The following is a 25034-nucleotide window of genomic DNA, read 5'->3' on the forward strand; positions in this document are numbered from 1 at the left end:
GCTCCGGTTCGGTCGAGCCGCTGCCGGGCCGCCCACCACCGCGCGGGCGCACCGGTCAGCGGAGTTCGTCCGCGAGGAGGTCCATCAGCAGGTTGTCGTGCCAGGTGCCGTCCGGGCCGCGCTCGTACTGGCGCATGGTGCCGACGGAGCGGAAGCCGACCTTCGCGTAGCAGCGGATCGCGGCCGTGTTGTCGGCCGCCGGGTCGATGATCAGCCGGTGGTAGTGGTGGTGGTCGACGAGGTGGCGGGCCAGCGTGCGGACGGCGTCGGTGCCGAGGCCGACGCCGTGGACCTCCGGGTCGAGGTAGATGTCGATGCCGGCGTGCCGGTACTCGTCGTCGTTGTTGGCGTACCACTGGATGGCGCCGACGATCTTCCCGCCCACCTCGACGGCGAGGGTCTCGGTGTCGGGCTCCTCCAGGTCGCTGGCGACGGCGTCGGCGAGGTCGTCACCGCCCCGCCAGCGGGCGAACACCTCGGGCGTGCCGCGGATGGCCGCGAGCGCCGGGATGTCGTCGGTGTCGGCGGTGCGGAGGGTCACCAGGGTGCCGTGCAGAATCGTCCCCATATGGGGCATGTTGGCACGGAAACAGGCATCCGGCGAGCTGTTTTCCGGTATTCCCCGCGATCGCCCGCACCCCCTCCGAGCAGCGACGATGCTCCACCGCGGAGCACTCGGCGAGAGCGGGCCCCGGGGCGGGGACAAGGCCCGCCCGCGGCCGGGGCTCAGGCCGCCGGTTCACCCAGCGGGCCGAGCCACACGGCCGTGACCCCGCTGACGTAGCGGGCGCCGCAGTGGTCGTCGGGGACGACGAGCTGCGGGCCGGCGGCGTCCAGCGGGGCGCCGTCCATGCTGGTGGCCAGCAGGATCCGCTGGCCACCGAAGTCGGGGTCGATCTCGGCCCAGGAGACGACGGCCCGGTGGCCGTCCGCGCCGCTGACCGACAGCAGGAAGCGCAGCCGCTGCTTGCGGCCGGAGAAGTCGATCCGGGGCCGGGCCGCGCGCAGCACGTCCCAGAGCGCGGGCCCCTCGTAGTCGTGCCGCTGCTCGCCCTCGGCCAGGCAGTCGAAGCTGACCTCGACGCGGTGCGCGGGGAGGGCACGCAGCTGGTCGACCGACAGCTCGGCGGGCCGGTCGAAGTGGCCGTGCAACCGGACGGTGGGGCTCGACGGGGTCATGGCGCTCCCTCCTCCCGGGCCGCGCCGCCGCGACCCGGGAGGGGGTTACCCGAGGGAGGGCCCGGGCATTCGCAGCTGCGGCACCGAAAGGATGATTTCAGCGGTATCTGCGATGGGTGAAGCCGCTTACCGCCAGCAGCTGCGATGGCACGGGCGGGCATGTCCGAGGAGACGGCTCGACGCGCCCCGCACCGGCGGAAGCCGATCGAAGCCGGCGGAAACCGCTGGAAGCAGCACCGCAATCGGGTGGACGACTGGTTCCGCACACCCGCCGAGGGGCCCACGCTGGATGATCCGACAAGAAGAATCACTGCCGCATGACTTGCATTTACGATGCCCACGAGCACCTGAACCTTGCACTTGCGAGGCACAGCCGGGCGCGGCACACAAGGGCGAGAGCGAGATGAGCGAGAGATGATCGTCGGCGACCTGCTGCACCTCGACGACCTGGACATCCGCCTGGCCTGGGGCACCCCGGACCTGCTCGACCGCCCGGTCACCGGGCTCAGCTCCACCGACCTCCAGGACCCGGCCCGCTACCTCCAGCCCGGCGAACTCGTCCTCACCGGCCTGGTCTGGTGGCGGCCCGCCGACGCCTCCGGCGCGCTGCGCTTCGCCACCGCCCTGCGCAGCGCGGGCGTGGCGGCGCTGCTGGCCGGCGAGGGCACCCACGGCAGCGTCCCGGACGGCCTCGCCGACGCCTGTCGCACCCACGGCATCCCGCTGCTGACGGTGCCCGCCGGAGTCAGCTTCCGCGCCGTCACCGACCGCGTCCACCTGCGGCTCTGGGGGGACCTGCGGGCCGGCGCCCAGGACACCGCGGCAATCCCGGAGACCGTCCGGCACGAGCTGCTCGACCTGCTGCACGCGGACGCCGGGGCCGGCGAGGTGCTGGCCCACGCGGTCGGCCGGCTCGGGGTACCGGACTGCTCGATCACCACCGCCGGCGGCCGGGCCGTCGCCGCCACCGCCGCACCCGCACCCGCACCCGCCAATGCCGCACCTACCACCGCCGCATCCGTCCCGCCCGCCGGGCGCGGCGACACCGGGCTGCCCGTCGGGCCTCAGGACGGCTCGCCGTTCGACGGTTGGCGGCTGCGCCCGCACCTGCGCTCGGCGGCGGCCGAACCGGCGCTCCAGTCCCTGGCCGAACTGCTCGCCCCGCTCGCCGCCCGTGCCCACGCCGACGCGAGCGCGCGGCGCCGGGCCGCCGGGCGGCTACTGGACGCGCTCGCCGGGGAGGCCGGGCTCACCGAGCCGCTCGCCGCCTGCGGGCTGGGCGGGGCCGAGTCGCTGGTGGCGGTCACCGCGCGGATCGACGGCGGCCGGGCGGGCGAGGCGGGTGCCGCGCCGGGCGACGGCCCGCCCGCCGCCTGGGCGGCGCACGCACTGGCCGAGGCACTGCACTCGCTCGGCGCGCCGTACGCCGCCGGGACCGACCGCGACGGGCGGTCCGCCGCGCTGGTCGCCGCGCCGGTCGAGCAGGTCGCCGAACGGCTGCGCCGGGCCCGGCCCGCGCTGCAGAGCCGGCTGACCGGCCGGCGCACCCTGCGGGTCGGCGTCGGCCCGGCCGCCCCGCCCGCCCCCGCCGCACTGCGGGCGGCGCTGGTGCAGGCCCGCTACGTCCTGGAGGGCTCGGCCGGCCCGGTCGGCAGCGCCGCCGAACTGGACTCGCTGGACGGACTGCTGCGCGGCATCCCGCCGGAGGTGACGGCCGCCTTCCACGTCCGGCTGCTGGCCCCGCTGGCCGCCCACGACCGGGAGAACAGCGTCTCGCTGCTGGGCACCCTGGCGGTCTTCCTGGACCACGACGGCTCGTGGGCGCGGACGGCCGAGGCGCTGTGCATCCACGTCAACACCGTGCACTACCGGATCCGCCGGATCGAGGAGCTGACCGGCCGCAGCCTGGCCAGGCTGCGGGACCGGCTCGACCTGCGGACCGCCCTGCTCTGCGCCCCGCAGCCGGCCCGGGCCCGGGCTCAGGCTCCGGCTCCGGCTCCGGCTCGGTAGATCGCCGAACGGGAGCGGCAGTTGCTGCTGCGGGGAGCGGCGCGGGGGGGGACCGACTGAGGGGCTCGGGGCTTCAGGAATTCAGGGTGTGTCGTCGAGGCGCAGCCGGGCACTGACCTCGCCGAGGCTTTCGGCGAGCACGGCCAGCTGCTCGCGGGTGAGCACGTCGATCAGCAGCTCGCGGACCAGGGCGACGTGCCCGGGTGCGGCCTGCCGCAGCGACTCCCGCCCCTGGTCGGTGAGTTCGGCGATGACGCCGCGCACGTCGCTGGGACAGGAGCGGCGGGCGACCAGGCCCATCCGCTCCAGCTGGGTGACCTGGTAGGTGAGGCCGCTCTTGGAGGTGACCAGCTTGTCGGCGAGTTCGGTCATCCGCAGCGCGTGGGCCGGGGCCGCGGACAGGTGCACCAGGATCTCGTACTGCTGGTGCGAGAGGCCGGAGTCCTCCTTGAGCTGGCGCTCCAGTCGGCGGTTGAGCAGGTTGCTCGCGACGACGAAGCCCCGCCAGGCAGCCATCTCGTCCTGGTCCAGCCAGCGGGGTTCGTTCAGTGTGGACATGTGGTGAAGTCTACTCCTGTTGTTCAAATTCGAACGAAGGTGTACGGTCAGCGAGTAGAGGTTCAAATTTGAACTACTCTTCTGAGCCACCCGTTCCGTTCGACCCAGGAGGAGGACGCCATGAGCACCGCGGCCCCCGAGCGTATGCCCGCCCTGTACCTCTCGCACGGCGCGCCGCCGCTCGCCGACGACCCGGTCTGGCCCGGCGAACTGGCCGCCTGGTCCGCCGACCTGCCCCGGCCCAAGGCCGTCCTGATGGTCTCCGCCCACTGGGAGGAGGCACCGCTCGCCCTCGGCGCCGTCACCACCGTGCCGCTGGTGTACGACTTCTGGGGCTTCCCCGAGCACTACTACCAGGTCCAGTACGCCGCTCCCGGCGCACCGGCGCTCGCCGACCGCGTCCGCAAGCTGCTGCGCGCCCCCGGCACGCCCGTCCAGGACATCCCCGACCGCGGCCTCGACCACGGCGCGTACGTCCCGCTGGTGGAGATGTTCCAGGAGGCCGACATCCCCGTCCTCCAGATCTCCATGCCCACGCTCGACCCGCAGCGACTGCTGGAGATCGGCCGCCGGCTCGCCCCGCTGCGCGACGAGGGCGTGCTGATCGTCGGCAGCGGCTTCTTCACCCACAACCTGCGGGCGCTCAGCAACGACGGCCGGATCAGCTCGGTGATGGCCGAGTTCGACGACTGGGGCCGGCGCGCCCTGGACGCCCATGACCTGGACGCGCTGCTCGACTTCGAGCGCAAGGCCCCCGCCGGGCGGCTCGCCCACCCGCGCACCGAGCACTTCGCCCCGCTCTTCGTCACCCTCGGCGCCGGTGAGGCCGACCTCGGCAGCCAGCGCAGCGTCATCGACGGGTTCTGGATGGGGCTCGCCAAGCGGTCGATCCAGCTGGGCTGACCGGGCTCGCCGTAACCGAGAGTCACAGCGCGCAGCAGGTGAAGCGCTCGCCGATGTGCTCGGGCTGCTCGGCCTCGTCGACCAGGGCGACCGCGTAGTCCGGCACCGAGATCCGGCTGCGCCCGGCAGCATCCGTGAGCAGCTGCTCCAGGCCCGTCCGGTAGCGGCCGGTCCGCTCCCCCGGGCCGATCTCGGCGGCCGGGCTGAGCACCGTCCAGCGGACGTCGGAGACCGCCCGGTAGTAGTCCAGCGCCGCGCCGTGCGCGTGCATGATCTCCAGCACCGGCTCCGGCAGTCCCGGCGCGTCCCAGACCCGCACCCCTGGCGCGGTCTCCAGGCTGCCCGCGCCACCGACCGCGATCAGCCGGGGTGCGGCGTCGCCGAGCGAGCGCAGGCCCTCCACCAGCGACCGCGCGGCCGGCTCGATCAGCGCCAGGTGGCCCGGGCCGTCGCCGCCGCCGACCGCGCTCACCAGGACGTCCTGGCCGGCCGCCACCCGGGCCACCTGGGCCCGATCCAGGACGTCCGCGCGTTCGACGAAGGCCGCCTCACCCCGGTAGTGGTCCGGGTCGCGGACCACCGCGGTGACTTCGTGCCCGCGCGCGGCCGCCTCCGCGACGACGGCGCTGCCGATGGTGCCGTTGGCGCCGATCACGGCGATCCTGGCCATGGGGTACCTGCCTGTCTCTCGGGTGGCGGGGTCGGGGAAAATCGCCGCGACGTGGCATCAGCCAGGTTCGATTATCGGACGGTTCTACTGCGACGGCCCGAGACATCGGCCTGTCGTGTGACGGGTGCACCGGGCGGGGCGAAACGAACGGCCGCCGGGTCCTCGTGGACTCGGCGGCCGTTCGTTCAGGCGGTGGCCCAGGCGGTGGCCCGAACGTTGGCTCAGGCGTTGGCTCAGGCGTTGCCGGTGGCGATGCGCTCGGCCTGGCTGCGCTCGACGCACAGCTCGTTGCCCTCGGGGTCTCCCGACACACAGAACTGGATGTTCTGGAGTGTGAGAGATGGCAGCGGCATCTGCGCTGGTCAGGGGCTCGGAGCGGGGCAGCGGGCAACCTTCGCCCTTCACAGTGGGCATGGAAGGTACATCGGCCACGCTCCCCGGCGGGCAACCCTTGCTCCCCACACAGAGCATGGAAGATGCTCGCAATCCACTGTCCGGCACCGTGTTCACCGAGACCCTTCGGGGCGTCCGGTGCATCCGACTGTCCGTCCTGACGGACGAGACCACCAGCCCCGAGCGTCAGCGCGAAGCGTGCGACCACGTAGGCGCAGAACTGCGGGTCACCTTCGGCGAGGGTGACGGGCTGCGCGAAGCGGTGGACCTTGACGTCAGCGCGTCCAAGACGTCCCCGTGGGAGCGCCCGCAGCTTGTGCGCTGGTTGAACGACCCGGACGCCTACGACGCTTTGTGCTTCTGGAGGTTCGATCGCGCCATCCGGTCCATGGGGCACATGTACGCCCTCGCCAACTGGGCACGCGAGCACCGGAAGGTGCTCATCTTCGCCGAGGGTCTGGGCGGGGGTCGGCAGGTGTTCGACTTCCGCAACCCCATGGACCCCATGGCGGAACTCCAACTGTTCATGCTGGCTTTCGCCGCACAGTTCGAGTCGCAGTCCATCAGCGACCGCGTCAGCGGGGCGCAGGCCGCCATGCGCAAGATGCCGCTTCGCTGGCGTGGTGGTGGCCGTCCGCCGTACGGCTACATGCCCGCCCCGATGCCCGAGGAGTTCGGCGGCAAGGGCTGGACCCTGGTGCCCGATCCGGACGCCGTGGCGGTCATCGAGCGCATCGTCCGTGAGCTGCTGGAGGACGCCACGGTGTCCGCCATCGCTGCGGGGCTGAATGCCGATGGTGTTCTCAGTCCCCGGGACTACTGGGCCGACAGGATGGGCCGCGAGCGGGGCGGCAAGACCGGCGGAACGAAGGGCTCGCACGTCGTGCGGGAGTCGTTCCAGTGGACCCCGGCAGTCATTACCCGGATGCTCCGCAACGAGGTGTTGTTGGGCTGGAAGATGCACAACGGCGTTCCCGTGCGGGACGACAAGGGCAACCCGGTTATGTGCAGCGAGACGCCGATTCTGACGCGCGAGGAGTTCGACCAGATCGGCGCCGTCCTGGACGAACGCAGCATCAACAACGGCGAGCGGTCCGATACGGAAGCGCTGTTGCTGCGGGTCATCCACTGCGATTCGTGCGGCGGACGCATGTACCTCAACAAGCAGGACGGCAAGCAGCCCACGTACAAGTGCAATTACCACGCCCGGGGCGACAAGTGCGAAGCGCCCGCGAACATCCGGGGAGACTGGGCAGACGAGTACGTGACAGCCGAGTTCCTGCGCCTGGTCGGAGGAATCCAGACCAGGACCACCGTGGTGGTCCCCGGCTACGACCCCGAGCCGGAGTTGAACGCGACCGTGGCCGAGTTCACCGCGCACCTGAAAATCCAGGGACAGCAGAAGTCCAAGCACGCCGCGCAGGAATGGCAGAAGCGACACGATGCGCTGGACAGCCGTATAGCCGAGCTGGAGTCCCGCGAGAAGACCGAGCCGCAGCGCATCACCACAGCGACCGGGCGCACCTTCGCAGACGACTGGAAGACCGCCGACACGGCCAAGCGGCGCGGCATGCTCGTTGACGCCGGAGTCCGCCTGAACGTCCGCCGGGGCACCCGTGGCGGGTGGCGCAAGCTCGACACCCGGCGCGTGGACTTCACCATGTCCGGGGAACTCGACCCGGCCGCCGAGGAACTGTTGGCGGTCGCTCTCGACCTTGAGTCCGAGGCCAGGGCCGAGATGCTGCCCGCAGCCGCGTAAAGGCCCCATAGAGCCCCGTACGGCCCTGGTCGGCCCCCCGTGGTCGGCCGGAGCTCTCTTGTGTCCGCAGACGGGCGCCTGCGGCCTCGGGGTTCGCCGGCACCGGACCGGCCGACAGCGGCAAGAGCGGTGATGAGGTGGTGGTTCTTCCCTATTTTTTTGAACACATAGAAAAAACTAAGAAAAAACAGAAACAGGACCACTCTCGCCACCTCGCCACCCTTAGCCGGAAACCAGTGCTCCCCATCTACTACAGGGGAGAGGGCGGGCAAGGTCCGCTCCCCACTCCTACCGGGGAAGTCCCGTTCGGGGGTCCGGCAAGGCCCGGTCCCTACTCATCCCGGAACAGCCTCGCCGTCGGCACCGCAAGGGGTCCGGCAAGGTCCGCTCCCCACTACCTACAGAGGCCGCAACACCCTGCGGTCTGTGAATGACGGAGAACACTATGAGCGACACCCTGCACCGAACTGGCTACCTTGACGGCCCCCGGGACAAGGATGCGGCCCGTGCTGCCGAGTGGCAGCGAGACGAGCGCATGGAGAAGCTGGCCGCAATGCGCGACTCGAACCCCGAGGCGTACGACCGCATGAGCACCACTGTCCGCATTTCCCTCGGCTACTACGAGAACGCGAAGAAGATTGCGGCCCAGTTCGGGCACGACACCACGAAGGGTGGCAACTGATATGAGCGCCGAGATCGAGAAGGCCGCCGAGCGGGTCGCCAAGCTGCGCGCACAGATCGATAAGGTTTCCGGCCCGCTGGCCGATGCCGAGGCACAGTTGCGCGCCGCCGAGGACGCCGAGAAGGCGCGCCGAGCGGAACGAGAGATCGAGTACAGCCGCGACTTCGCCAGGAACTGGCCGGAGCGAGCCAGCGAGGCAGCGAACTCCGGCGATGAAGCCCGTCAGCGGTTCTATGACGCGCTGTCGGCGGAGCCCTGGTTCGCGGCGTATGTCGAGTACCGGGCCGCCCGATACAAGCGAGGGCACGTCATGGATGAAGCACAGCGCGCACAGCGGACCATCGGTGAGGCCGTCACCGTGCCCGAGCAGCGGTATTACGCGGCGCAGATGCTCGATGAAATCGTTGATCGGCTTGAGAAGGAATCGGCAAAGCTTGCCGAAGAATTCAATCAGACTCTCGTTGCCCAGCGTGAGGATTACGTGGCCGCACAGGGCGACTGAGCGACCCGCCGCTCAGGGGGGTACTCCCCTCCGTACCCGAGGGTGATCGACAGGGAGGGGAAGAAAGCGCGCCGGGGCTGTGGCCGTTCTTGGAAGCCCCGGACGCCACCAAGGAAGGCAAGAATGGAGACCATGGCTGACCGATATCGACCCAAGCCAGCGGCAATACGGGCGCGCGAGGGAAACCCGTCCAAGGCCGAGATCAGAGAGGGGGTGATTGTCCCGCGAGCTGTTCTCGCCGAGCCCGACTGGCGAGACGTGTTCAAGGAATCGCCGGCCGCCGAGATCCAGGCAGCCAATATCCGCTGTCGGGAAATGGCTTCGGCTGAGTGGCAGCGTGTTGTGCCGATTCTCGAAGTGGCCGCCGGACTCGGTGAGGTGGACCACTCGACCGTCAAGGATCTGTGCGTCTGTGTGGCCCGTATCGACCAGGCCGAGCGCGACCTGTCCGAACGCGGACTCATGGTCACGGCCGAGCGTGGCACGGTGAAGAACGGCGCCGCCACCATCGCGGCACAGTACCGCTCCCAACTTGCGCGCTATATTCGAGAGTTGGGATTGTCGCCGAGTGCTCGCGTGGCCATAGCGCCGCCCCAGCCGGACGACGACTCCGACATCTGGGATTGAACGCCCCATCAATCCATGCGACTTGATCAATTGTCGGAATCGCAAGGGCCCCGTCCTGTCCCCTCTCTGCGGGGTCAGGGCGGGGCCTTTCTGCGTTTGGCGAATCGCGTCGCAGTCAGCGCGAAGCGCGGGTGCCCGCTGTGCTCAGTGCGGGGCCGCCGGGAGGTGAGCGGCTGAACGCTTGGCCGCATCACGGGCACGGAATCCGAAGCTGATGAGGGTCACGCGTTCTCCGGCGCCGAGAGGCGTCCTTCCGTGCGGGGTGATCGCACCATCGAACACGACGCATTCGCCCGCTGCGAGATCGCATGCACGGTAGCCGTCGGCGCCGATGAAGACGGTAGCGCTCACGGTGGGAGCCGCAGCGGAACGCTCGTGCTTGAGACAGAGGATCAGGTTGGCTTCGCCGAACCCGAACTCGTCAACGTGGAAGTCGAGGAACTGCCCCTCCTCCAGGTAGGCGATGTAGACGCCGTTGTGCGGCTGCTCGACTTCCAGGCCGGTGGATTCCGTGACGACTGCGGCGAGATCGACTTGCCCGGTGAACCGGTTCGCGGCGTCGCCCACGGCCGCGTTCCACTTGCCGTTGTGAAGGTAGCCGTTGGTGGTCAGGGCCTCCTCCGCCTCCTGCGCCATCGCGGTGATCAGCTCAGCCGGGAACGGCTGGTCGCGCAGGTGTCGCGGGTGGACTCGCTGATGCGCGGTCAGCCCGCGCACGGCGCCCCGGATGGCGGGGAAGTCCTCCGCCCACCGGTCCGGGCTGCGGGCGGTGGTGTGGGCCTGGAGCCACGTGGTCCACCGGCCGTTCCACTGGCGAGGCGCGGTGTCGTCCGATCCCGGTGCGGCGGCGCGGTCGATCAGCAGTTCCACCCGCGAGAGTGCTGCCTGTGTGGAGCCGATCAGCTCGGTGTCGCCCTTGGCGATCCGCAGCCGCAGCGCTTCCCGGAGATGAGCCTCAGCACCCGCGAGGTCACCGCGCTCCATCAGGTACTTACCGGTGTGCTGGAGCGCGAAGTCCACCAGCTCTGGGTTGTGGCTCCGCGCGGTCCCCAGGGCGCTGCGGTAGAGCGCGTCCGCTGCCCTCATGTCACCGGCGTAGCGGTGGGCGTCGCCGAGGTTGAGGCTGGTGGCGACGACCGCTCGGGTGTTGCCGCTCGCTGCGGCCAAGTCGAGCGACTGCCGCAGGAACGTAAGGGCCTCCTGATGGCGGCCCAAGCACATCTGCCCGATGCCGATCCACCTGGACAGGGTCCGGGTGCGAGCGGGGTCGGCTTCCTCGGGCAAAGCCCTTAGATCGTCCTGGAGTTGGCCAATCGCCGTGGTCAACTTGTCACGGTCGGTCGGGATCATCCGCAGGCCGGCGTCTTGTGTGATGAGGTGCTGGAGCACCGGACCCTCCTCGTTCGGTTCTGCTCAGGGTGGCACTACAGGCGGTCGGTCTGCTGGCGCAGGTCGGCCAGCAGCTCCACCCCGTGCGGGGTGAAGTTCTCACTCAGGAGTTCGAGTTCGCGCATGAGGTAGCGGACGGCGGGCAGGCCCTCGTCATAAGCGGCCCGGAAGCACGCGCGCTCGTTGGCGGTCAGGTCGTTCCGGTCCAGCTCGGTGCGGCGGAACCTCAACAGCTGGTTGTAGACACAGGTCGCGTGGAAGGCCCGGTCCACCTCCCAGTACTGGTTGCGCGCGACGCCCTGCCCCGCTCGCCACCGGATCTCGATCTTCGGGGACTCCTTGGACGAGTACCCGTCCGCGAAGACCTGGTGCTGAAGGATGTGGAAGCTGATCGACTGGTGCGTCCCCTCGTGCAGCAGGTTCTCCGCCAGGAAGCGGGGAGACGGCTCCGGGCTGACCGTGTTCGGGGGGATGTGGTGCCGGGCCTTGTCGGAGAACACGACGACGTACGGGAGCGCCGGGTCACTGGAACTGGTCAGCGAAGAAGCGCGGACACCGGGCGTGAGCCCGACCCACAGCAGGCCACGGACGAACTCGCGCACGCGGGCGAATCCCTCGGGGTGGACCAGCGACAGCCGGTCCAACGCCTCGGACAGTGCCTCGCGGCGTTCGTCGGTGTGCTCGGCGATCTCGTAGTTCGTCAGGCTGATCTCGTCGGCGATCTCGCCGGGAAGCTGGGCGTCGAACCAGTCGAAGGACACACCGGCCACGGTCACGTTCTCGCTGCGCAGGGAACGGGCGTGCTGCGCGTAGGGGGTGCCGGACTTGATGAGGCGTTCCATCAGGGCGAACGGCAGGGCGCTTTCGGCGCCCTGCTCCCGCAGGCGGAGAAGCTCCGGGTCCTTCCGGCTGAGGTCGAAGAAGGAGCCTGCCGGGACGCTGGTGGCGATGGTGGTGTTCACTGCGGACTCTCCTTGCTCGGGACTGTGAGGCGATGCGGGCCGGCCCGGTGGCTGCCCGAGCCGACCCGCCATGCCGTCAACTACTCGGCATCAACTGCTAGTTGCCGTCAGACCTCGACGGCCACGGGCGCGAAGTCGCCGTCCGGGACCATGTGGTCCAGGTTCCGCGTCAGGGACGCGACGGCCACGGGCGCGAAGTCGCCGTCCGGCACCGAGTGGTCCAGGCGGCGCGTCAGGTTGCTGACCTCGATGTTGGCGGGCATAGTCCTGCTCCTTCCATGGGAACTACTGCGGATTGGTGCTCCCCTCCGAGGTTCGGAGAGGAGTCTGCGAACCGCTGGCGGGTCCACCGCGCGGCTTGCGGCCGGTGTTGCCGTACCGGCCGGGCGGGAGCCCTGACCTGTCGGTGCAATCAGTGAACAGCCAGTCACGCTCCGGGGGTACGGTGGGAGCACACCGATCCCGTTCAACCCGTTCAAGATCGCAATTAGGGGCGACAGTTGACGGACACTAAGACACCAAACGAGGCACTGGCCCGTGCCATCGTCGAGGCCGGATGCACGTACCAGGCACTGGCGACGACAGTGCGCGCGGTCGCTTCCGAGGCAGGGGAGCACCTGGCAACGGCACCCTCGGCCGTCGCTCACTGGGTGGCCGGCGGAACCCCCACGGGGCGCACTCCGCTGTACCTTGCCGAGGCGCTCACCCGGAGGACGCGTCGCAAGGTGACCGTTGCGGAGATCGGATTAGGGTCGGAAGCGATCGGGGAGGTTATGAGTGCCGACCCGCTGGCCACCGCCGCCGACCTCGGGAGAGCCGTGATGCAGTCCCGCCGTGACTTCCTCGCCAGTGCGTTCGCCACCGCCGCCGTGGCACTGCCGCTGACCTACGATCACCAAGCGGTCGCCGCCACCCTGCGAGCAGGAAGGACCGGCGGCAGGGTGGGCGTCGGCGAGGTGACCACGGTCCGGCACATCACCAGCGTGTTCACCGCCGCTGACGAGCGCCTTGGGGGTGGGCACGGGCTGAGCGCGGTGACCACCTACCTGACCGACACGGTGGTGCCGATGCTCCAGGCCGTGTATCCCTCCGAAGCGATTCGCCGGGACGCCTACGGCGTGGCGGCCGAACTGTCGTACCTCGCCGCTTGGAAGTACCACGACCTGGGCCGGGAGGGCGCCGCACAGCGGTACTACCTCCTCGGCTACCAACTCGCCTGCGAGAGTGATCCGGCAGGACACGGAGCCTGGATGATGCGCGCTCTCGCCCATCAGGCTCTCAACCTCAAGCAGCCGGAGTTCTGCGTCGAACTGGCGGAGGAGTCGCTACGGCGAGCACGCGGGAAGGTGGACCCGCAGACCGAGGCCCTGTTGCTGATCACGAGCGCCAGGGCGTACGGAGCCGTGGGAAGCGGGAAGAGGGCTGCGGCGGCGCTTCTCGCAGCCGAGGACGCCATGCTCGACACCGCGACACCGCCCGCGTCTTTCACGGCGGCTACCGGGCCGGTAGCGGCAACCGTCGCCTCTCACACCGCCAAGACGCTGGCGGAGCTGAAAGACCACCAGGCGGCCGAGCGCCACCACCGGGCCGCCCTCGCCGGTCGTGACCCCGAGGCGTTCCGGCGCATTCACGCCCTGACGCTCGGGAATCTGGCCCGGTCCGTCGCTGCCCAGCGGCGCCACGACGAAGCCGTGGGGATCTGGGGCCAGTCGCTGGACTTCATGGGCGGAGTCGTCTCGGACCGGCACAAGAAGGACCTTCACAAAGTCCGTACCACAATGACAAGTTGGGCCCGTCGCGGAATCCCCGGCGCCGCAGACCTGGGGCAGCGCGCTGCCGAACTCGTCCGAGCCTGACCCGCACCCACCCGGCTCCGCCCTACTGGTCAAGTCCGGTGGGCGGTGCCTGCTGGTCTCCGGCGGTCTGGCCAGTGCGGTCCGCCACGAACGTGCCGCGCTGCGGAAGGGTCCGGACCCACCCTTCGGAGCGCAGGTGCTCGACCGCATGGCGGGCAGTGTTCCGGGCAACGCCGTATGCCTGGATCAACGTGCTCTCGGACGGCACGCGGGCCCCGACTCGCAGTTCCCCGGACTGAATGGCCCGGATGATGTCCGCCGCAATCTGCTGATACGGGTGCGCCTCGGCGTCCGGGTCGATCGGGGTTACGTCCATGCTCAAAAGCGTAGGGCGACCCAAACGACCTCGCGCGTTTCGCTACGAGCATGAACGTATCTAGACGTACCTATAGGAGTTGGGTACGGTCGAAATCCGCACCGCCAACCAAAGAAGCCCCGGGACTGTGCGACCAGTCACCGGGGCCATTCGTCCGCACAGCTATTAGGGAGCTGCCGACGTGCGTCATCTTATCGTTTTGGCCATACTCCGAGTCCTGGTTCTCGGCCTTCCGGCACGCAGCCGATACCGCTCCGCAACCGGCTCCGCCTCTACTCCGATACCCATATCCGGGGCTGTTCGGCCCCACCTGCGCGGACCGTGGGCCGAGTCACGCGAGCTGTACACGGGCACAGTGGTCCGCCCGTACATAGACCACGGTGCATGGCTCGCCGAGCTGGACGAGATGCAACGCGAGTACGACGAGAGGCAGCGCCAGTGGGAGCGGCGGGAAGCGCTCCGCGCGGTGGTGCTGGGCCTCCCCGACCCCGGATACACCTACCCCGGCGCACACGCTCTCGCTGGGCCGGTGGCGTGATGGCTCGGGTGTTCATCAGGCGGCTTCCGGACGGCACCCGCAGGGGCAACACAAGGGGACTGCTGCGGTGCGAGCGGGACGGGTGGCAGATCCTCGCCGGAGCCCGCTACGCGGTCCGCTACGACCCCCGCACGTCGAACGACTGCCGACCGTGGACAGACGGGGTTACCCGGTTCTGGTCGCGTGACTGCTGGGCAGTGCCGCACCACGACGTTCGCCCCTCCGAGTGAGTCCGCCCCGATAGCAAGATGCCCCGTTCGGCCAAGCGCCGGGCGGGGCTCTGTCGTTGGTGCTGACCTGCGGCTAAGCTGCACAGAACTGGTAGTCACGTGTGTTGGGGTCGCCCAGGGTGACCCAGCCCTTGCCGTCCGGGGTGCGGTGGTCGCCGAGCACCGTCGCGCCGAGCGCGACCAGGCGCTCCACCTCCTCGTCCCGGCTGCGGTCCTGCGGCTGGAGGTCGAGGTGGACCCGGTTCTTCACCGACTTGCCGTCGGGCACCCTGATGAACAGCAGCGAGGCGCCGGCGGACTGCACCACCGCCTCCTCGTCACCCGGGTTGTCGTCCTCGGCCAGGGTGCCGTCCAGCGCCTGGGCCCAGAACTGCGCGAGGCCGTACGGGTCGGCGCAGTCGATCGTCACGTGTCGTACCAGAGATCCCATCCGGCTACTCTGACCTGCCGTGTTCGGTTCCGTCCAGCCTTTTCCTGGAGTGCCGGTGACCGTCCGACGGGAACTCCGGCGGCAAGGCCGTCAGCACCTCCTGGAAGGTGTAGCCGCTCTTCTCCGCGACCCGGCAGGAGGCCGGGTTGTCCACCTGGTGCAGCAGGTCGATCCGGACCAGGCCATCGTCGGCGAGCACGTCGAAGGCCCAGGCGGTGAGCGCCACCACCGCGCGCGGGGCCACCCCCCGGCCGCGGGCGGCGGCCGCCGTCCAGTAGCCCACCTCGGCCGCCTCCCCGCCCGGGGTGCCGCGCTTGAGCGCGACGTTGCCGAGCAGTTCGCCCGTGCCGGGCTCCAGCACCGCGAAGCTGTACCGGCGGCCCTCCGCCCGGCCCCGGTACTGCAACCCGAGCCAGTGCGCGGCCTCCTCGGCGTTCCCCACCGGGACGCGGGTGAAGCGGCGCAGCGTCTCGTCCCGGTACGCCGCTATCAGGGCCGGTGCGTCCGCGTCCTCGAAGGGGCGCAGCAGCAGGCCCTCGGCCCTCGGGTGCGCGGTGGCGGGGGCGGTCACCGCAGTCCCCCGGCCTCGTGGAGGGTGCCCGGGTCGTCGGTCGCTCATGGTGCTTCTCCCCGTGGGTGTGTGGCCGTTCGCTGCGATCTTCCCAGCAGGAGGCCGGCCGGCCCACCGCATTGGTCGCCCGTCCGTTCGCGACGGGCTCAGCAGACGGAATCCGCCCCTTCCGCCCGACTTTCACCCTCCTTCCGCCCTTCCGCAGGTGACACCCCCGATCGGGGGTGTCCGGCGGGCGGCCGGGAGAGGACAGTGGGCGCATGCAGATTCCACTCTCCGTGATGGACTTCCTCGACCGGGCCGAGCTGGTCTACGGCGACCGGGTCGGCATCGTCGACGAGCCGGTGCAGCCGGCCGAATCCTGGGGCGAGCTGAGCTACCGCCGGGTCGCCGAACTGGCCCGGGCGCAGGCGGCCGGGCTGGACCGGCTGGGCGTCGGGCCGGGCGAGCGGGTCGCCGTCGTGTCGCACAACTCGGCCCGGCTGCTGACCTCCCTGTTCGGGGTGAGCGGGCACGGGCGGGTGCTGGTCCCGGTGAACTTCCGGCTGAAGGCCGAGGAGGTGGCGTACATCGTCGAGCAGAGCGGCGCGTCCGTCCTGCTGGTCGACCCCGAACTCGCCGACGCGCTGGACGGGGTGGCGGCCAAGCACAAGTTCGTGCTCGGCGCGGACAGCGACGCGCTGCTGCACGACTTCGACAACTCCCCCCGGCGGTACGAAATCGCCGAGAACGACACCGCCACGATCAACTACACCAGCGGAACCACCGCCCGCCCCAAGGGCGTTCAGCTCACCCACCGCAACATCTGGCTGAACGCGGTACTGATGGGCCTGCACTACGGCGTCGGCGACCGGGACGTCTACCTGCACACCCTGCCGATGTTCCACGCCAACGGCTGGGGCCTGCCGTTCGCCCTCACCGGGCTCGGCGCCCGGCACATCGTGCTGCGCAAGGTGGACGGCGCGGAGATCCTGCGCCGGGTCGAGCGGCACGGGGTGACCTTCCTCAGCGGCGCGCCCGCCGTGGTCCAGATGGTGCTGGACGCGGCCGCCGAGTGGGACGGCCCGGTGCCGGGCCGGGACCGGGTGCGGATCGTGGTGGCCGGCGCGCCGCCGCCGACCTCGGTGGTGCAGCAGGTCGAGTCCGAGCTGGGCTGGGAGTTCATGCAGCTCTACGGCCTGACCGAGACCTCCCCGGCGGTCACGGTCAACCGCTCGCGCGCCGAGTGGGACGCCCTGCCCGCCGCCGAACGGGCCGAGAAGCTGGTGCAGGCGGGCGCCCCGGCGCTCGGCACCCGGCTGCGGGTCGACGCCTCCGGCGAGGTCCTGGTGCGCTCCAACACCGTGCTGGACGGCTACTGGCAGCAGCCCGCGGCCACCGCCGACGCCCTGCGGGACGGCTGGTTCCACACCGGCGACGGCGGCGTCCTCGGCCAGGACGGCCAACTGACCATCTCGGACCGGAAGAAGGACGTCATCATCAGCGGCGGGGAGAACGTCTCCTCGATCGAGGTGGAGGACTGCCTGTACGGCCACCCGGCGGTCGCCGAGGCCGCGGTGATCGGAGTGCCGCACGAGAAGTGGGGCGAGACCGTCAAGGCGCTGGTGGTCCTCCGAGAGGGCCAGGAGGCCGTCACCGAGGCCGAGTTGATCGCGCACTGCAAGCAGCGGCTGGCCGGCTACAAGTCGCCCACCTCGGTGGAGTTCCGGGCGGCCCTGCCGCGGACCGCCACCGGGAAGCTACAGAAGTTCCGGCTGCGCGAGCCGTACTGGACGGGGCGGGATCGGCAGGTCGGCTGAGGCCCGCCACCGGCCGACCGGGTGCGCTCACCGGTCGACCAGGCCGGACTCGCGCGCCGCCAGGGCGAGTTCGGTGCGGTTGCGAACACCGAGCTTGTGCATCGCGGACTTCAGGTAGCCCGTCACGGTGTTGCAGGTGAGGCCCAGCCGGGCGGCGATCTCCGGGTTGGTCCGGCCGGTCGCCGCCCAGCGCAGCACCTCGTGCTCGCGCGGGGTCAACGGCCGTACGGGGGCGGCCCGTCGGGGCGGCGCGGAGCGCCAGGCGGCCGCCCCGGCCAGGGCCCGGGTCGCGGTCGCGGCCAGTTCGCCGACGGCGGCGATCCGCACGTCCCCGAACGGGACGACGGCGCGCAGCGACGCGTACACCACGCCGTACACGGTGTCGCCGTGCAGCAGCGGCACGGTGAGCATCGCGTACAGGTCCTCGGCGCTGACGGCGGCGTCGTGGTCGTGCGAGATCGTGGTGGCGGCACGGTAGTCGGGCACCCAGCTGGGCGCCCGCTCGGCCAGTGCCCGCCCGCCCAGGCCGGTGCCGGTCGGGACGGCCCGGTCGTGCAGCAGGTCGGCCCGGGTGCCGGCCCAGTGGCGCAGCACCATGCCCGCGTCGCTCCCCCGGGGCCCGGACGGCGGCTGCGGCACGCCGACCAGTCCGACGTCGGCCCCGCACTCGGCCACCACCCGCCGCGCGAGGTCGCCGAGCACGGCGTCCCGCACCAACTCGGCGGCGCGGGCGGCGAGCCCGGGATCGTCCGGGTGCGCCGGGGTGGTGAGGGTGTCCGCGGCCCCGGGGCCCGTCTTCGCCCTTGTCATCGCGAGATTGTCACACGCGGCACGGCCGCTGGCGAGAGTGCTGACGTGGGTGTTCCCCGCGTCTTCGACGGAGTGGCGGGCGCGGCGGCCGGGCCGGGCGTAGGGTGCGGCCGTGGCTTACCGGCGGGTAACGCGCCGGACCCGGAAGGAGGGAAACCGATGACGGACCCGAACACCCCGACGACGCCCGCGGCGGACGTCCTGACCGCGCTGCTGGACGACCTGCGGGCCGAGAGCGCGGTGCTGGACGCCCTGGTGGCCGGGCTGGACCCGGCCGGCTGGGCGCGCCCGACGCCCGCCGAGGGCTGGACGATCGCGCACCAGATCGCCCACCTCGCCTGGACCGACGACTGGACGGCGCTGGCCGCGCGCGACGCGGACGGCTTCGCCGCCGCGCGCGACGAGCGCTTCGGCACGCTGCCGGCCGCCGGCGTCGACCCGGTGGACGAGGGCGCGGCCGGCGGCGCGGCCGCCGCACCCGCGGACCTGCTCGCCCGCTGGCGCGCCGGCCGGGAGGAGGTGTCGGCCGCACTGGCCGCCACCCCGGCCGGCACCCGACTGCCGTGGTTCGGCCCGCCGATGAAGCCCGCCTCGATGGCCACCGCCCGGCTGATGGAGACCTGGGCACACGGCCAGGACGTCGCCGACGCGCTCGGCGCCGCCCGCGAGCCCACCGCCCGACTGCGGCACATCGCCCACCTGGGGCTGCGCACCCTCGGCTTCGCGTTCACCCTGCACGGGCTGCCCGCCCCCGAGTCGCCCGTCCGGCTCGAACTGACCGCGCCCGACGGCGGCCTGTGGACCTTCGGGCCGGACGGCGCCACGGACCGGGTGACCGGACCGGCCCTGGACTTCTGCCTCCTGGTGACCCAGCGCCGCCACCGCGACGACCTCGCCCTCACCGCCACCGGCCCCACCGCGACCGCCTGGCTCCCCATCGCCCAGGTCTTCGCCGGCGCCCCGGGCAAGGGGCGGACGCCCGCCTGAGCCGACCGGGTCGCCATCTGCGGCGGTGCGGACGGCAGGCCTGGAGGCCACCCCCCTGCCCCGCTCAGAGTCCGATCCGCAGCGGGGTGAGCCGGGTGGCGATCAGGTTGGTGGCGCCGCGGTCGCGCTCGATGCGGCCGTGGACCAGCAGGCCGGCCCGGTCGAGGGCCGTACGGCGCTGGGACTCCCAGACCGGGCGGTTGCAGACCACGTTGATCAGGCCGGTCTCGTCCTCCAGGCTGAGGAAGAGCACCCCGCCGGCCGTCGGCGGCCGCTGCCGGTGGGTGACCAGGCCGCCGACCACCACCTCCGATCCCGGTGCCGTGTCCGGGAGTTCGGCGGCGGACAGGGCGCCGCCGCGCTCCAGGCGGGCGCGCAGGTGCTGGAGCGGGTGGCTGGTGGCGGAGGTTCCGGTGGCCCACAGGTCGGCGATGGTCTCCTCGACCGGGCTCATGCCGGGCAGCGGCGGCACCTCCGTCCCGGGGGTGGTCCCCGGGATCAGTGCGGCCGAGATACCGGCGAACGCACCGGCGGTCCACAGCGCCTGACGTCTCGTCAGCCCGAAGCAGTCGAAGGCGCCCGCCGTCGCCAGCGCCTCCAGCGCCGGCGCGGGCAGACCGGTACGGCGCGCGAAGTCCTCCAGGTCGGCGTACGGTTGACCGGCCGCGATCGCCGCGGCCTGCGGGGCGCCGATGCCGCGCACCGTCTCCAGGCCCAGCCGGATCGCCGGCTGCGGGCGGCCCGCGGTCAGCGGCGGCTCCGGCGTCGGCCCCCGGTGCGGCTCCAGGGTGGGGCGCGGCGCGCTGGCGTTGACGTCCACCCCGCGCACCCGCACGCCGTGCCGCCGGGCGTCCGCGACCAGGCTCAGCGGCGAGTAGAAGCCCATCGGCTGGTTGGCCAGCAGGGCGCAGGTGAAGGCCGCCGGGAAGTGGTACTTGAGCCAGGCGCTGGCGTACACCAGGTAGGCGAAGCTGATCGCGTGGCTCTCCGGGAAACCGTAGTTGGAGAACGCCTCGATCTTGCCGTAGACGTCCTCGGCGACCTCCTCGGGGATGCCGCGCTCGGCCATCCCGCCGAGCAGCCGCTCGCGCAGCCGGGCGACCCGCTCGTGCGAGCGCTTGGCGCCCATCGCCTGCCGCAGCCGGTCCGCCTCGGCGGGCGTGAACCCGGCGCAGTCGATGGCGAGTTGCATCATCTGCTCCTGGAACAGCGGCACCCCGAGGGTCTTGCCGAGCGCGTTCTCCATCAACGGGTGCGGGCAGCCGGCCGGTTCGGCGCCCGCCCGGCGGCGCAGGTACGGGTGGACGGAGCCGCCCTGGATCGGGCCGGGCCGGATCAGCGCGACCTCGACCACCAGGTCGTAGAAGTGGTCCGGCTTGAGCCGGGGCAGCGTCGCCATCTGGGCCCGCGACTCGACCTGGAACACGCCGACGGTGTCCGCCCGGCGCAGCATCGCGTACACGCCCGCGTCGCCGTCCGGGATGGTGGCCAGGTCGTAGCGCAGGCCGTGGTGCTCGGCGACCAGGTCGCAGGCGTCGTGCAGCGCGGCGAGCATGCCGAGGCCGAGCAGGTCGATCTTCACCAGCCCGGCGCCGGCCGTGGACTCCTTGTCCCACTGCAGCACCGAGCGCCCGGGCATCCGGGCCCACTCGGTCGGGCAGATCTCGCCGATCGGCTCCCTGGTGAGCACCATGCCGCCCGAGTGGATGCCCAGGTGGCGCGGCAGGCCGTGGAGTTGGCCGGCGAGCGAGAGCACGTCGGCGGGGATCACGGCGTCCGCGCCGGGCGCGGAGCGGAAGTCGGTCTGCCGGCTGAACGCGTCCACCTGGCCCTGCGGGTAGCCGAGCACCCTGGCCGCGTCGCGGATCGCCAGCCGGGGCCGGTAGGTGATCACGTTGGCGACCTGCGCGGCGTGCTCGCGGCCGTAGCGGCGGTAGACGTACTGGATGACCTCCTCGCGGCGGCGGTTCTCGATGTCCAGGTCGATGTCGGGCGGGCCGTCCCGGGCGATGGACAGGAAGCGTTCGAACAGCAGTTTGTAGTGGACCGGGTCGACGGCGGTGATCCCCAGGGCGTAGCAGACCGCCGAGTTGGCGGCCGAGCCGCGGCCCTGGCACCAGATGTCCTGGCTCCGGCAGAAGTCGACGATGTCGTGCACGATCAGGAAGTAGCCGGCCAGGTCGAGGTCGTCGATGACGTCCAGTTCCAGGGCCAGCTGGCGTCGGGCGGCGGCGTTGCCGGGCCCGAAGCGGACCGGGCCGTCGGCGGCGACCAGGGCGCGCAGGTGGCTGATCTCGCTCTCGCCCTCCGGGACGGGGAAACCCGGGAGCTCCGGGTCCAGCCCGGTGAAGTCGAAGGCGCAGGAACGGCCGAGTTCGGCGGTGGCCCGCCGCACCCCCGAGAAGCGGGCCAGCCGGGCGGCCATCTCCCGGCCGGAGCGCAGGTGCGCGGTGCCCGCGGCCCGTGTCCAGCCGACCGCGTCCTGGAGGGTGCGGCGCCCGCGCAGCGCGGCCAGGCTCTGTGCCAGCCGGCCCTGGGCCGGGCCGGCGTGGTGGGCGTTGGTGGAGGCGACCACCGGGAGGCCCTGCTCGGCGGCGAGCGCGGCGAGGGCGTCATTGCGCCGGTCGTCGCCGGGAAGCCACTGGTCGATCAGCTCCACGTGGACGTTGTCGCGGCCGAACGCATCGGTCAGGGTGCGGAGTTGGTGCCCGGCCGTGCCGTCGTCGAGTTTTGCCGGGACGCGGCCGAGGCGGCAGCCGGTGAGCACCGCCCAGTGCCCGTCGTGCGCCCCGGCCAGTGCCGCGAGGTCGTACGCCGGGCGGCCCTTCGCGCCGCCGGCCAGCTGGGCGGCGGCGATCGCGGCGGACAGCCGGCGGTAGCCGGCCGGGTCTCGGGCCAGGACCAGCAAGTGTTCCACCTCTGCGCCGTTGTGACGGATCGTCAGTTCGGCGCCGAACGCGGTGGCCACGCCCGTCCCCCGGGCCGCCTCGGCCAGCCGGACCGCGCCGTACAGGCCGTCGTGGTCGGTGATCGCCAGCGTCTCCACGCCCAGCCGGGCCGCCTCGGCGACCAGGTCCTCCGGGTCGCTGGCGCCGTCCAGGAAGCTGAAGGCGGAGTGGACGTGCAGTTCGGCCCAGGGCTCGCCGCCGTCGCCGGGGGCTCCGGGGGCGGGGGCTCCGGGGACTCCGGGGGCGGGCTCCTCCTGGGCGGGGCGGCGCAGGGGGACGACCGTACGGTCCGGCACGGCGCCGGTCAGGCGGCGGTGCAGCTCGCTCCAGGGGAGGGTGGGGTGGCTGGTGAAGCCCATCGGGGGTCGCCTTCGTTCTCGCGGTTCGTCACCTCTCCCCCCTCGGGTCCCCCTCGGATCCCCCCCTCGGGCCGGCGGCCGTCAGTCGTAGCCGGCCTCCAGGTACCACGCGCCCCCCTCCACCGTGAGCAGCAGCGCCCGGCCACCGCCCAGCACGACCTGGAACCGGGCCCGGCGGCGGGCGAGCGACTGGTCCCACCAGTACTCGACCGCCGGCCAGGGGCCGGTCCAGCCGTCCACCCGCTCCTGTCGCCCCTGTCCCCCACGGCCCGGCCGGCCCTGGAACACCACCAGGGCCGGCCGGGCCGACACCCCCGCCCGGCCGTCCACCGTGACCGGCAGCCCGGCCTCGTCCAGCACCCGCACCGGCACCGGTTCCCGCAGCACCACCGCCGGCCACACGTCCGGCAGCCGCCCGGGCCAGGGCGCGCCGGCCGGCCCCGCCGCCTCGTACGGCTCGCCCCACGGCACCTTGACCGCCTGCTCACCCGGACCGCGCCCGCCGGCCGGCTCGATCCGGCGCAGCCCGGCGTGTCCGAGCACCGCCTGCACTCGGGCCACCGCCCGCTCCACCCGGTCGTCCGCGACCGCCTGGCCCCACAGCGCCAACTGACGGCTCTGGTCCGGGGAGAGGCCGTCGGGGGCCAGCCGGAGCAGGGCGAACCCGGCGTCGGGCGCTTCCCCGGACGCGGCGAACGTGCCCGCGCCCTGCCAGGCCTGGAGCTGCCAGCGGACCCGCTCGGCCAGCGCCGTCGCCGACAGCCCGCCCTCGTGCCGCCACAGCCGCGAGGCCGTCCGCCCGTCCGCGCAGGCCACCTCGACGGCCACCCGGCGGCAGGTCAGCCCGGCCCCGGCCAGCCGCTGGTGCAGCTGCTCGGCCAGTGTGCGGGCGACGAACACCAGCGGCTCCGCCAGCGGCTCGGGCGGGTCGAAGCGCTGCTCGACGGCGAGGTCCGGCTCCTGGTCGCGCGGCACCAGCGGACGCGGCTGCAAGCCCCGGGCCAGCCGGTGCGCCACCGCCCCGGCCGGGCCGAAGCGGTCCACGACCGCCTCGGACGGCAGCGCGGCGAACGCCCCGACGGTCGGCAGGCCGAGCCGCCCCAGCACCTCCGCCAGCGCCTCGTCGCCGAGCACGCCCACCGGGTACGGCGCGAGGAACTCCGCCGTCCGCCCGGCCGGCACCAGCACTCCGGCGCGGGCGGCGAGCACGGCGGCGAACAGGCCGTCGGCGACCCCGACCTGGGCGGGCGGGGGCGGGGGGTGCTCGGTCCCGGTGGGGGCGGGGGGCGTGGCGGCAGGGGTGGCGGGGGGTGTGGTGGCGGGGGTGGCGTCCGTACCGGGCACGGAGACCGCGCCGGGGGCGGCGTCCGGGACCGGCTCCCGCGCCAGCGCATCCGCCACCGCCGTCCGGACCTTGGCCGCCAACGCCTCCTCACCGCCGAAGTAGCGGCCCGGCCCCTTCACCGGGATCGCGCACAGGCCCGGGCGGACCACCTCCACCCGGGGCGTGAACGCCTCCACCGCCGCGACCACCGGCTCGAAGCGGCCGGTCTCCGCCTCCGGGTCGCGGTCGCGCAGCTCCAGCGCCGGGCAGAGCCGCTGGGCCAGCTTGAGCCGCTGCCCCTGCCGCACCCCGGCCGCCCGGGCACCCGCCGAGCAGGCGAGGATCCGCCCGCCCTCGGTCACCGCCACCGGGTCGTCGCCGGTGACGGCCGCCACCGGCCAGTCCGGGCACCAGACCACCAGCACCCGCGGTGTCCTGTCGTCCGCCATCGCTCACACCACCGCTACCCGTTCGAGCGGCTGCTCGACGGCCCCGGGCCGCCCCGGAACGGGACGCTCCAGGACGGGGCGCTCCAGGGGCGGCCGGTCCAGGACCGGTCTGTCCGGGACCGCCCGTACCGCGCCGTGCTCGTCCGGCAGCCAGAGCCGGGCGGTCCTCCCGCGCACCGCCGAACCGCGCCCCTCGGCCACCACCTCCACCTGCCGCCCGGCGAGCTGCCCGTAACCGTCCCCCAGCCCGAACCAGCGCCCGGACCGGACCCCGAGCCGCAGGGCCGCCCCCGGCCACGGCCCGGCCACCAGCAGCACGCAGCCGCTGCGCCGCAGCACCGCCGCCAGCCGGGTGGCCAGCTTCGGCGGCACCGGGCCGTCCGGGCGCAGCATGACCAGTTCGACCGCGCCGGCCAGCACCGACACCACCTCGGCCCAGTGCGGCCCCGGGTCGTCCGCGACCAGCAGCCGCCGCAGGTCCAGCCCGTACCCCTCGGCCGCGGCCAGCCCCAGGTCCGGCAGCCCGACGGCCGCCGCCCAGCCGCCCTCGGTCTCCTTCACCCCGGCTGCCAGCGCCAGCAGCAGCCCGGTGTCCCCGCCCGCCACCGACACCGCCGTCCCCCGCCGCAGCCCGCCGTCCGGCAGCACCTCCCGCAGCGCCGGCACCACCGGCACCACGCCCCGCCCGGCCCGCCCTTCCGCCGGCACGGCGGCCGACGCCACCGGCCGGAGCGTCGGTCGCTCGGCGATGGAATCGAAAACAGGTTCGAAAACGGACACAAC

23 protein-coding genes are annotated in these 25034 nt (G+C 72.5%); 9 read left to right on the forward strand and 14 right to left on the reverse strand.

Annotation, left to right across the window (positions count from 1 at the left end; translation table 11 throughout):
• Window positions 1-55: 55 nt before the first annotated feature.
• Both AC07BF_RS26945 and AC07BF_RS26950 read right to left on the reverse strand, forming a co-directional pair.
• Window positions 56-568 (reverse strand): GNAT family N-acetyltransferase, encoded by a 513-nt coding sequence (locus AC07BF_RS26945; protein WP_363585651.1) that lies wholly within the window; start codon window positions 566-568, stop codon window positions 56-58.
• A gap of 158 nt (window positions 569-726) precedes the next feature.
• Complete coding sequence (locus tag AC07BF_RS26950) at window positions 727-1179, reverse strand: molybdopterin-dependent oxidoreductase (RefSeq protein ID WP_363585652.1); 453 nt, start codon at window positions 1177-1179, stop codon at window positions 727-729.
• 414 nt (window positions 1180-1593) lie between these two features.
• Here AC07BF_RS26950 and AC07BF_RS26955 point away from each other — a divergent pair, with 414 nt between their 5' ends.
• Window positions 1594-3189, forward strand: a complete 1596-nt coding sequence (locus tag AC07BF_RS26955) for a PucR family transcriptional regulator (protein ID WP_363585653.1) — start codon at window positions 1594-1596, stop codon at window positions 3187-3189.
• A gap of 81 nt (window positions 3190-3270) precedes the next feature.
• Here AC07BF_RS26955 and AC07BF_RS26960 read toward each other — a convergent pair whose 3' ends face one another.
• On the reverse strand, window positions 3271-3738 hold the full coding sequence (locus AC07BF_RS26960; protein WP_063350998.1) for a MarR family winged helix-turn-helix transcriptional regulator: 468 nt from the start codon (window positions 3736-3738) through the stop codon (window positions 3271-3273).
• Between the two features lie 129 nt (window positions 3739-3867).
• On the opposite strand from AC07BF_RS26960, the gene AC07BF_RS26965 reads away from it, so the two are divergent.
• Window positions 3868-4650: a dioxygenase family protein gene (locus AC07BF_RS26965; protein WP_363585654.1), complete on the forward strand. Its 783-nt coding sequence runs from the start codon at window positions 3868-3870 to the stop codon at window positions 4648-4650.
• A gap of 22 nt (window positions 4651-4672) precedes the next feature.
• Here the strand turns inward: AC07BF_RS26965 and AC07BF_RS26970 are convergent, their stop codons facing one another.
• The gene (locus AC07BF_RS26970; protein ID WP_478334029.1) at window positions 4673-5320 is read right to left on the reverse strand and encodes an NAD(P)-dependent oxidoreductase; all 648 of its coding nucleotides are present in this window, start codon (window positions 5318-5320) and stop codon (window positions 4673-4675) included.
• 469 nt (window positions 5321-5789) lie between these two features.
• Here AC07BF_RS26970 and AC07BF_RS26975 point away from each other — a divergent pair, with 469 nt between their 5' ends.
• The 4 genes from AC07BF_RS26975 to AC07BF_RS26990 all read left to right on the forward strand — a co-directional run bounded on the left by AC07BF_RS26975 (window position 5790) and on the right by AC07BF_RS26990 (window position 9283).
• Window positions 5790-7472 (forward strand): recombinase family protein, encoded by a 1683-nt coding sequence (locus AC07BF_RS26975; RefSeq protein WP_478334030.1) that lies wholly within the window; start codon window positions 5790-5792, stop codon window positions 7470-7472.
• 445 nt (window positions 7473-7917) lie between these two features.
• Window positions 7918-8154, forward strand: a complete 237-nt coding sequence (locus tag AC07BF_RS26980; protein WP_478334031.1) for a hypothetical protein — start codon at window positions 7918-7920, stop codon at window positions 8152-8154.
• 1 nt (window position 8155) lies between these two features.
• Window positions 8156-8656: a hypothetical protein gene (locus AC07BF_RS26985; protein ID WP_363626332.1), complete on the forward strand. Its 501-nt coding sequence runs from the start codon at window positions 8156-8158 to the stop codon at window positions 8654-8656.
• A gap of 123 nt (window positions 8657-8779) precedes the next feature.
• A complete protein-coding gene (locus AC07BF_RS26990; protein WP_478334032.1) occupies window positions 8780-9283 on the forward strand; it encodes a phage terminase small subunit P27 family in 504 nt (167 codons plus the stop codon).
• A gap of 144 nt (window positions 9284-9427) precedes the next feature.
• Here the strand turns inward: AC07BF_RS26990 and AC07BF_RS26995 are convergent, their stop codons facing one another.
• From AC07BF_RS26995 to AC07BF_RS27005, 3 genes are all read right to left on the reverse strand, one after another.
• Window positions 9428-10672 (reverse strand): tetratricopeptide repeat protein, encoded by a 1245-nt coding sequence (locus tag AC07BF_RS26995; protein ID WP_478334033.1) that lies wholly within the window; start codon window positions 10670-10672, stop codon window positions 9428-9430.
• A 35-nt stretch (window positions 10673-10707) separates the two neighbouring features.
• The gene (locus AC07BF_RS27000) at window positions 10708-11634 is read right to left on the reverse strand and encodes a hypothetical protein (protein WP_478334034.1); all 927 of its coding nucleotides are present in this window, start codon (window positions 11632-11634) and stop codon (window positions 10708-10710) included.
• Window positions 11635-11741: 107 nt separating this feature from the next.
• Window positions 11742-11897: a hypothetical protein gene (locus tag AC07BF_RS27005; RefSeq protein WP_388014597.1), complete on the reverse strand. Its 156-nt coding sequence runs from the start codon at window positions 11895-11897 to the stop codon at window positions 11742-11744.
• 237 nt (window positions 11898-12134) lie between these two features.
• Here AC07BF_RS27005 and AC07BF_RS27010 point away from each other — a divergent pair, with 237 nt between their 5' ends.
• Entirely contained in the window at window positions 12135-13490 is a 1356-nt protein-coding gene (locus tag AC07BF_RS27010; protein ID WP_478334035.1) for a tetratricopeptide repeat protein, read from the forward strand.
• Between the two features lie 22 nt (window positions 13491-13512).
• On the opposite strand, the gene AC07BF_RS27015 is transcribed toward AC07BF_RS27010, so the two are convergent.
• The 3 genes from AC07BF_RS27015 to AC07BF_RS27025 form a co-directional block, all read right to left on the reverse strand.
• Window positions 13513-13806: a winged helix-turn-helix domain-containing protein gene (locus tag AC07BF_RS27015; RefSeq protein WP_478334036.1), complete on the reverse strand. Its 294-nt coding sequence runs from the start codon at window positions 13804-13806 to the stop codon at window positions 13513-13515.
• 841 nt (window positions 13807-14647) lie between these two features.
• Window positions 14648-15004 carry a VOC family protein gene (locus AC07BF_RS27020; RefSeq protein WP_478334037.1) on the reverse strand — a complete coding sequence of 119 codons (357 nt, stop codon included), beginning with the start codon at window positions 15002-15004 and terminating at the stop codon, window positions 14648-14650.
• 4 nt (window positions 15005-15008) lie between these two features.
• Entirely contained in the window at window positions 15009-15575 is a 567-nt protein-coding gene (locus tag AC07BF_RS27025; RefSeq protein WP_478334038.1) for a GNAT family N-acetyltransferase, read from the reverse strand.
• Between the two features lie 260 nt (window positions 15576-15835).
• Between AC07BF_RS27025 and AC07BF_RS27030 the strand changes: the two genes are divergently transcribed.
• The gene (locus AC07BF_RS27030; protein ID WP_363585658.1) at window positions 15836-17374 is read left to right on the forward strand and encodes an AMP-binding protein; all 1539 of its coding nucleotides are present in this window, start codon (window positions 15836-15838) and stop codon (window positions 17372-17374) included.
• Window positions 17375-17401: 27 nt separating this feature from the next.
• On the opposite strand, the gene AC07BF_RS27035 is transcribed toward AC07BF_RS27030, so the two are convergent.
• On the reverse strand, window positions 17402-18184 hold the full coding sequence (locus tag AC07BF_RS27035; RefSeq protein ID WP_363585659.1) for a helix-turn-helix transcriptional regulator: 783 nt from the start codon (window positions 18182-18184) through the stop codon (window positions 17402-17404).
• A gap of 159 nt (window positions 18185-18343) precedes the next feature.
• Here AC07BF_RS27035 and AC07BF_RS27040 point away from each other — a divergent pair, with 159 nt between their 5' ends.
• A complete protein-coding gene (locus AC07BF_RS27040) occupies window positions 18344-19171 on the forward strand; it encodes a TIGR03084 family metal-binding protein (RefSeq protein ID WP_400989493.1) in 828 nt (275 codons plus the stop codon).
• A 64-nt stretch (window positions 19172-19235) separates the two neighbouring features.
• On the opposite strand, the gene AC07BF_RS27045 is transcribed toward AC07BF_RS27040, so the two are convergent.
• From AC07BF_RS27045 to AC07BF_RS27055, 3 genes are all read right to left on the reverse strand, one after another.
• Window positions 19236-22478 (reverse strand): error-prone DNA polymerase, encoded by a 3243-nt coding sequence (locus tag AC07BF_RS27045; RefSeq protein ID WP_363631411.1) that lies wholly within the window; start codon window positions 22476-22478, stop codon window positions 19236-19238.
• Window positions 22479-22559: 81 nt separating this feature from the next.
• Window positions 22560-24251, reverse strand: a complete 1692-nt coding sequence (locus AC07BF_RS27050; RefSeq protein ID WP_363631413.1) for a DNA polymerase Y family protein — start codon at window positions 24249-24251, stop codon at window positions 22560-22562.
• Between the two features lie 3 nt (window positions 24252-24254).
• Window positions 24255-24974 carry a hypothetical protein gene (locus tag AC07BF_RS27055; RefSeq protein WP_363631415.1) on the reverse strand — a complete coding sequence of 240 codons (720 nt, stop codon included), beginning with the start codon at window positions 24972-24974 and terminating at the stop codon, window positions 24255-24257.
• Window positions 24975-25034 lie beyond the last annotated feature (60 nt).

This window comes from Kitasatospora sp. NPDC043950, from assembly GCF_056435345.1.

What these genes read in the sequence shown, in the direction of transcription:
- AC07BF_RS26975 (WP_478334030.1), top strand. Translation starts at nt 5,790, where the DNA reads ATGGAAGATGCTCGCAATCCACTGTCCGGCACCGTGTTCACCGAGACC.
- AC07BF_RS27050 (WP_363631413.1), bottom strand. Translation starts at nt 24,251, where the DNA reads ATGGCGGACGACAGGACACCGCGGGTGCTGGTGGTCTGGTGCCCGGAC.
- AC07BF_RS27035 (WP_363585659.1), bottom strand. Translation starts at nt 18,184, where the DNA reads ATGACAAGGGCGAAGACGGGCCCCGGGGCCGCGGACACCCTCACCACC.
- AC07BF_RS26990 (WP_478334032.1), top strand. Translation starts at nt 8,780, where the DNA reads ATGGAGACCATGGCTGACCGATATCGACCCAAGCCAGCGGCAATACGG.
- AC07BF_RS26945 (WP_363585651.1), bottom strand. Translation starts at nt 568, where the DNA reads ATGGGGACGATTCTGCACGGCACCCTGGTGACCCTCCGCACCGCCGAC.
- AC07BF_RS26980 (WP_478334031.1), top strand. Translation starts at nt 7,918, where the DNA reads ATGAGCGACACCCTGCACCGAACTGGCTACCTTGACGGCCCCCGGGAC.
- AC07BF_RS26970 (WP_478334029.1), bottom strand. Translation starts at nt 5,320, where the DNA reads ATGGCCAGGATCGCCGTGATCGGCGCCAACGGCACCATCGGCAGCGCC.
- AC07BF_RS27045 (WP_363631411.1), bottom strand. Translation starts at nt 22,478, where the DNA reads ATGGGCTTCACCAGCCACCCCACCCTCCCCTGGAGCGAGCTGCACCGC.
- AC07BF_RS27015 (WP_478334036.1), bottom strand. Translation starts at nt 13,806, where the DNA reads ATGGACGTAACCCCGATCGACCCGGACGCCGAGGCGCACCCGTATCAG.
- AC07BF_RS26950 (WP_363585652.1), bottom strand. Translation starts at nt 1,179, where the DNA reads ATGACCCCGTCGAGCCCCACCGTCCGGTTGCACGGCCACTTCGACCGG.
- AC07BF_RS26965 (WP_363585654.1), top strand. Translation starts at nt 3,868, where the DNA reads ATGAGCACCGCGGCCCCCGAGCGTATGCCCGCCCTGTACCTCTCGCAC.
- AC07BF_RS26985 (WP_363626332.1), top strand. Translation starts at nt 8,156, where the DNA reads ATGAGCGCCGAGATCGAGAAGGCCGCCGAGCGGGTCGCCAAGCTGCGC.
- AC07BF_RS26955 (WP_363585653.1), top strand. Translation starts at nt 1,594, where the DNA reads ATGATCGTCGGCGACCTGCTGCACCTCGACGACCTGGACATCCGCCTG.
- AC07BF_RS27030 (WP_363585658.1), top strand. Translation starts at nt 15,836, where the DNA reads ATGCAGATTCCACTCTCCGTGATGGACTTCCTCGACCGGGCCGAGCTG.
- AC07BF_RS27040 (WP_400989493.1), top strand. Translation starts at nt 18,344, where the DNA reads ATGACGGACCCGAACACCCCGACGACGCCCGCGGCGGACGTCCTGACC.
- AC07BF_RS27005 (WP_388014597.1), bottom strand. Translation starts at nt 11,897, where the DNA reads ATGCCCGCCAACATCGAGGTCAGCAACCTGACGCGCCGCCTGGACCAC.
- AC07BF_RS27020 (WP_478334037.1), bottom strand. Translation starts at nt 15,004, where the DNA reads ATGGGATCTCTGGTACGACACGTGACGATCGACTGCGCCGACCCGTAC.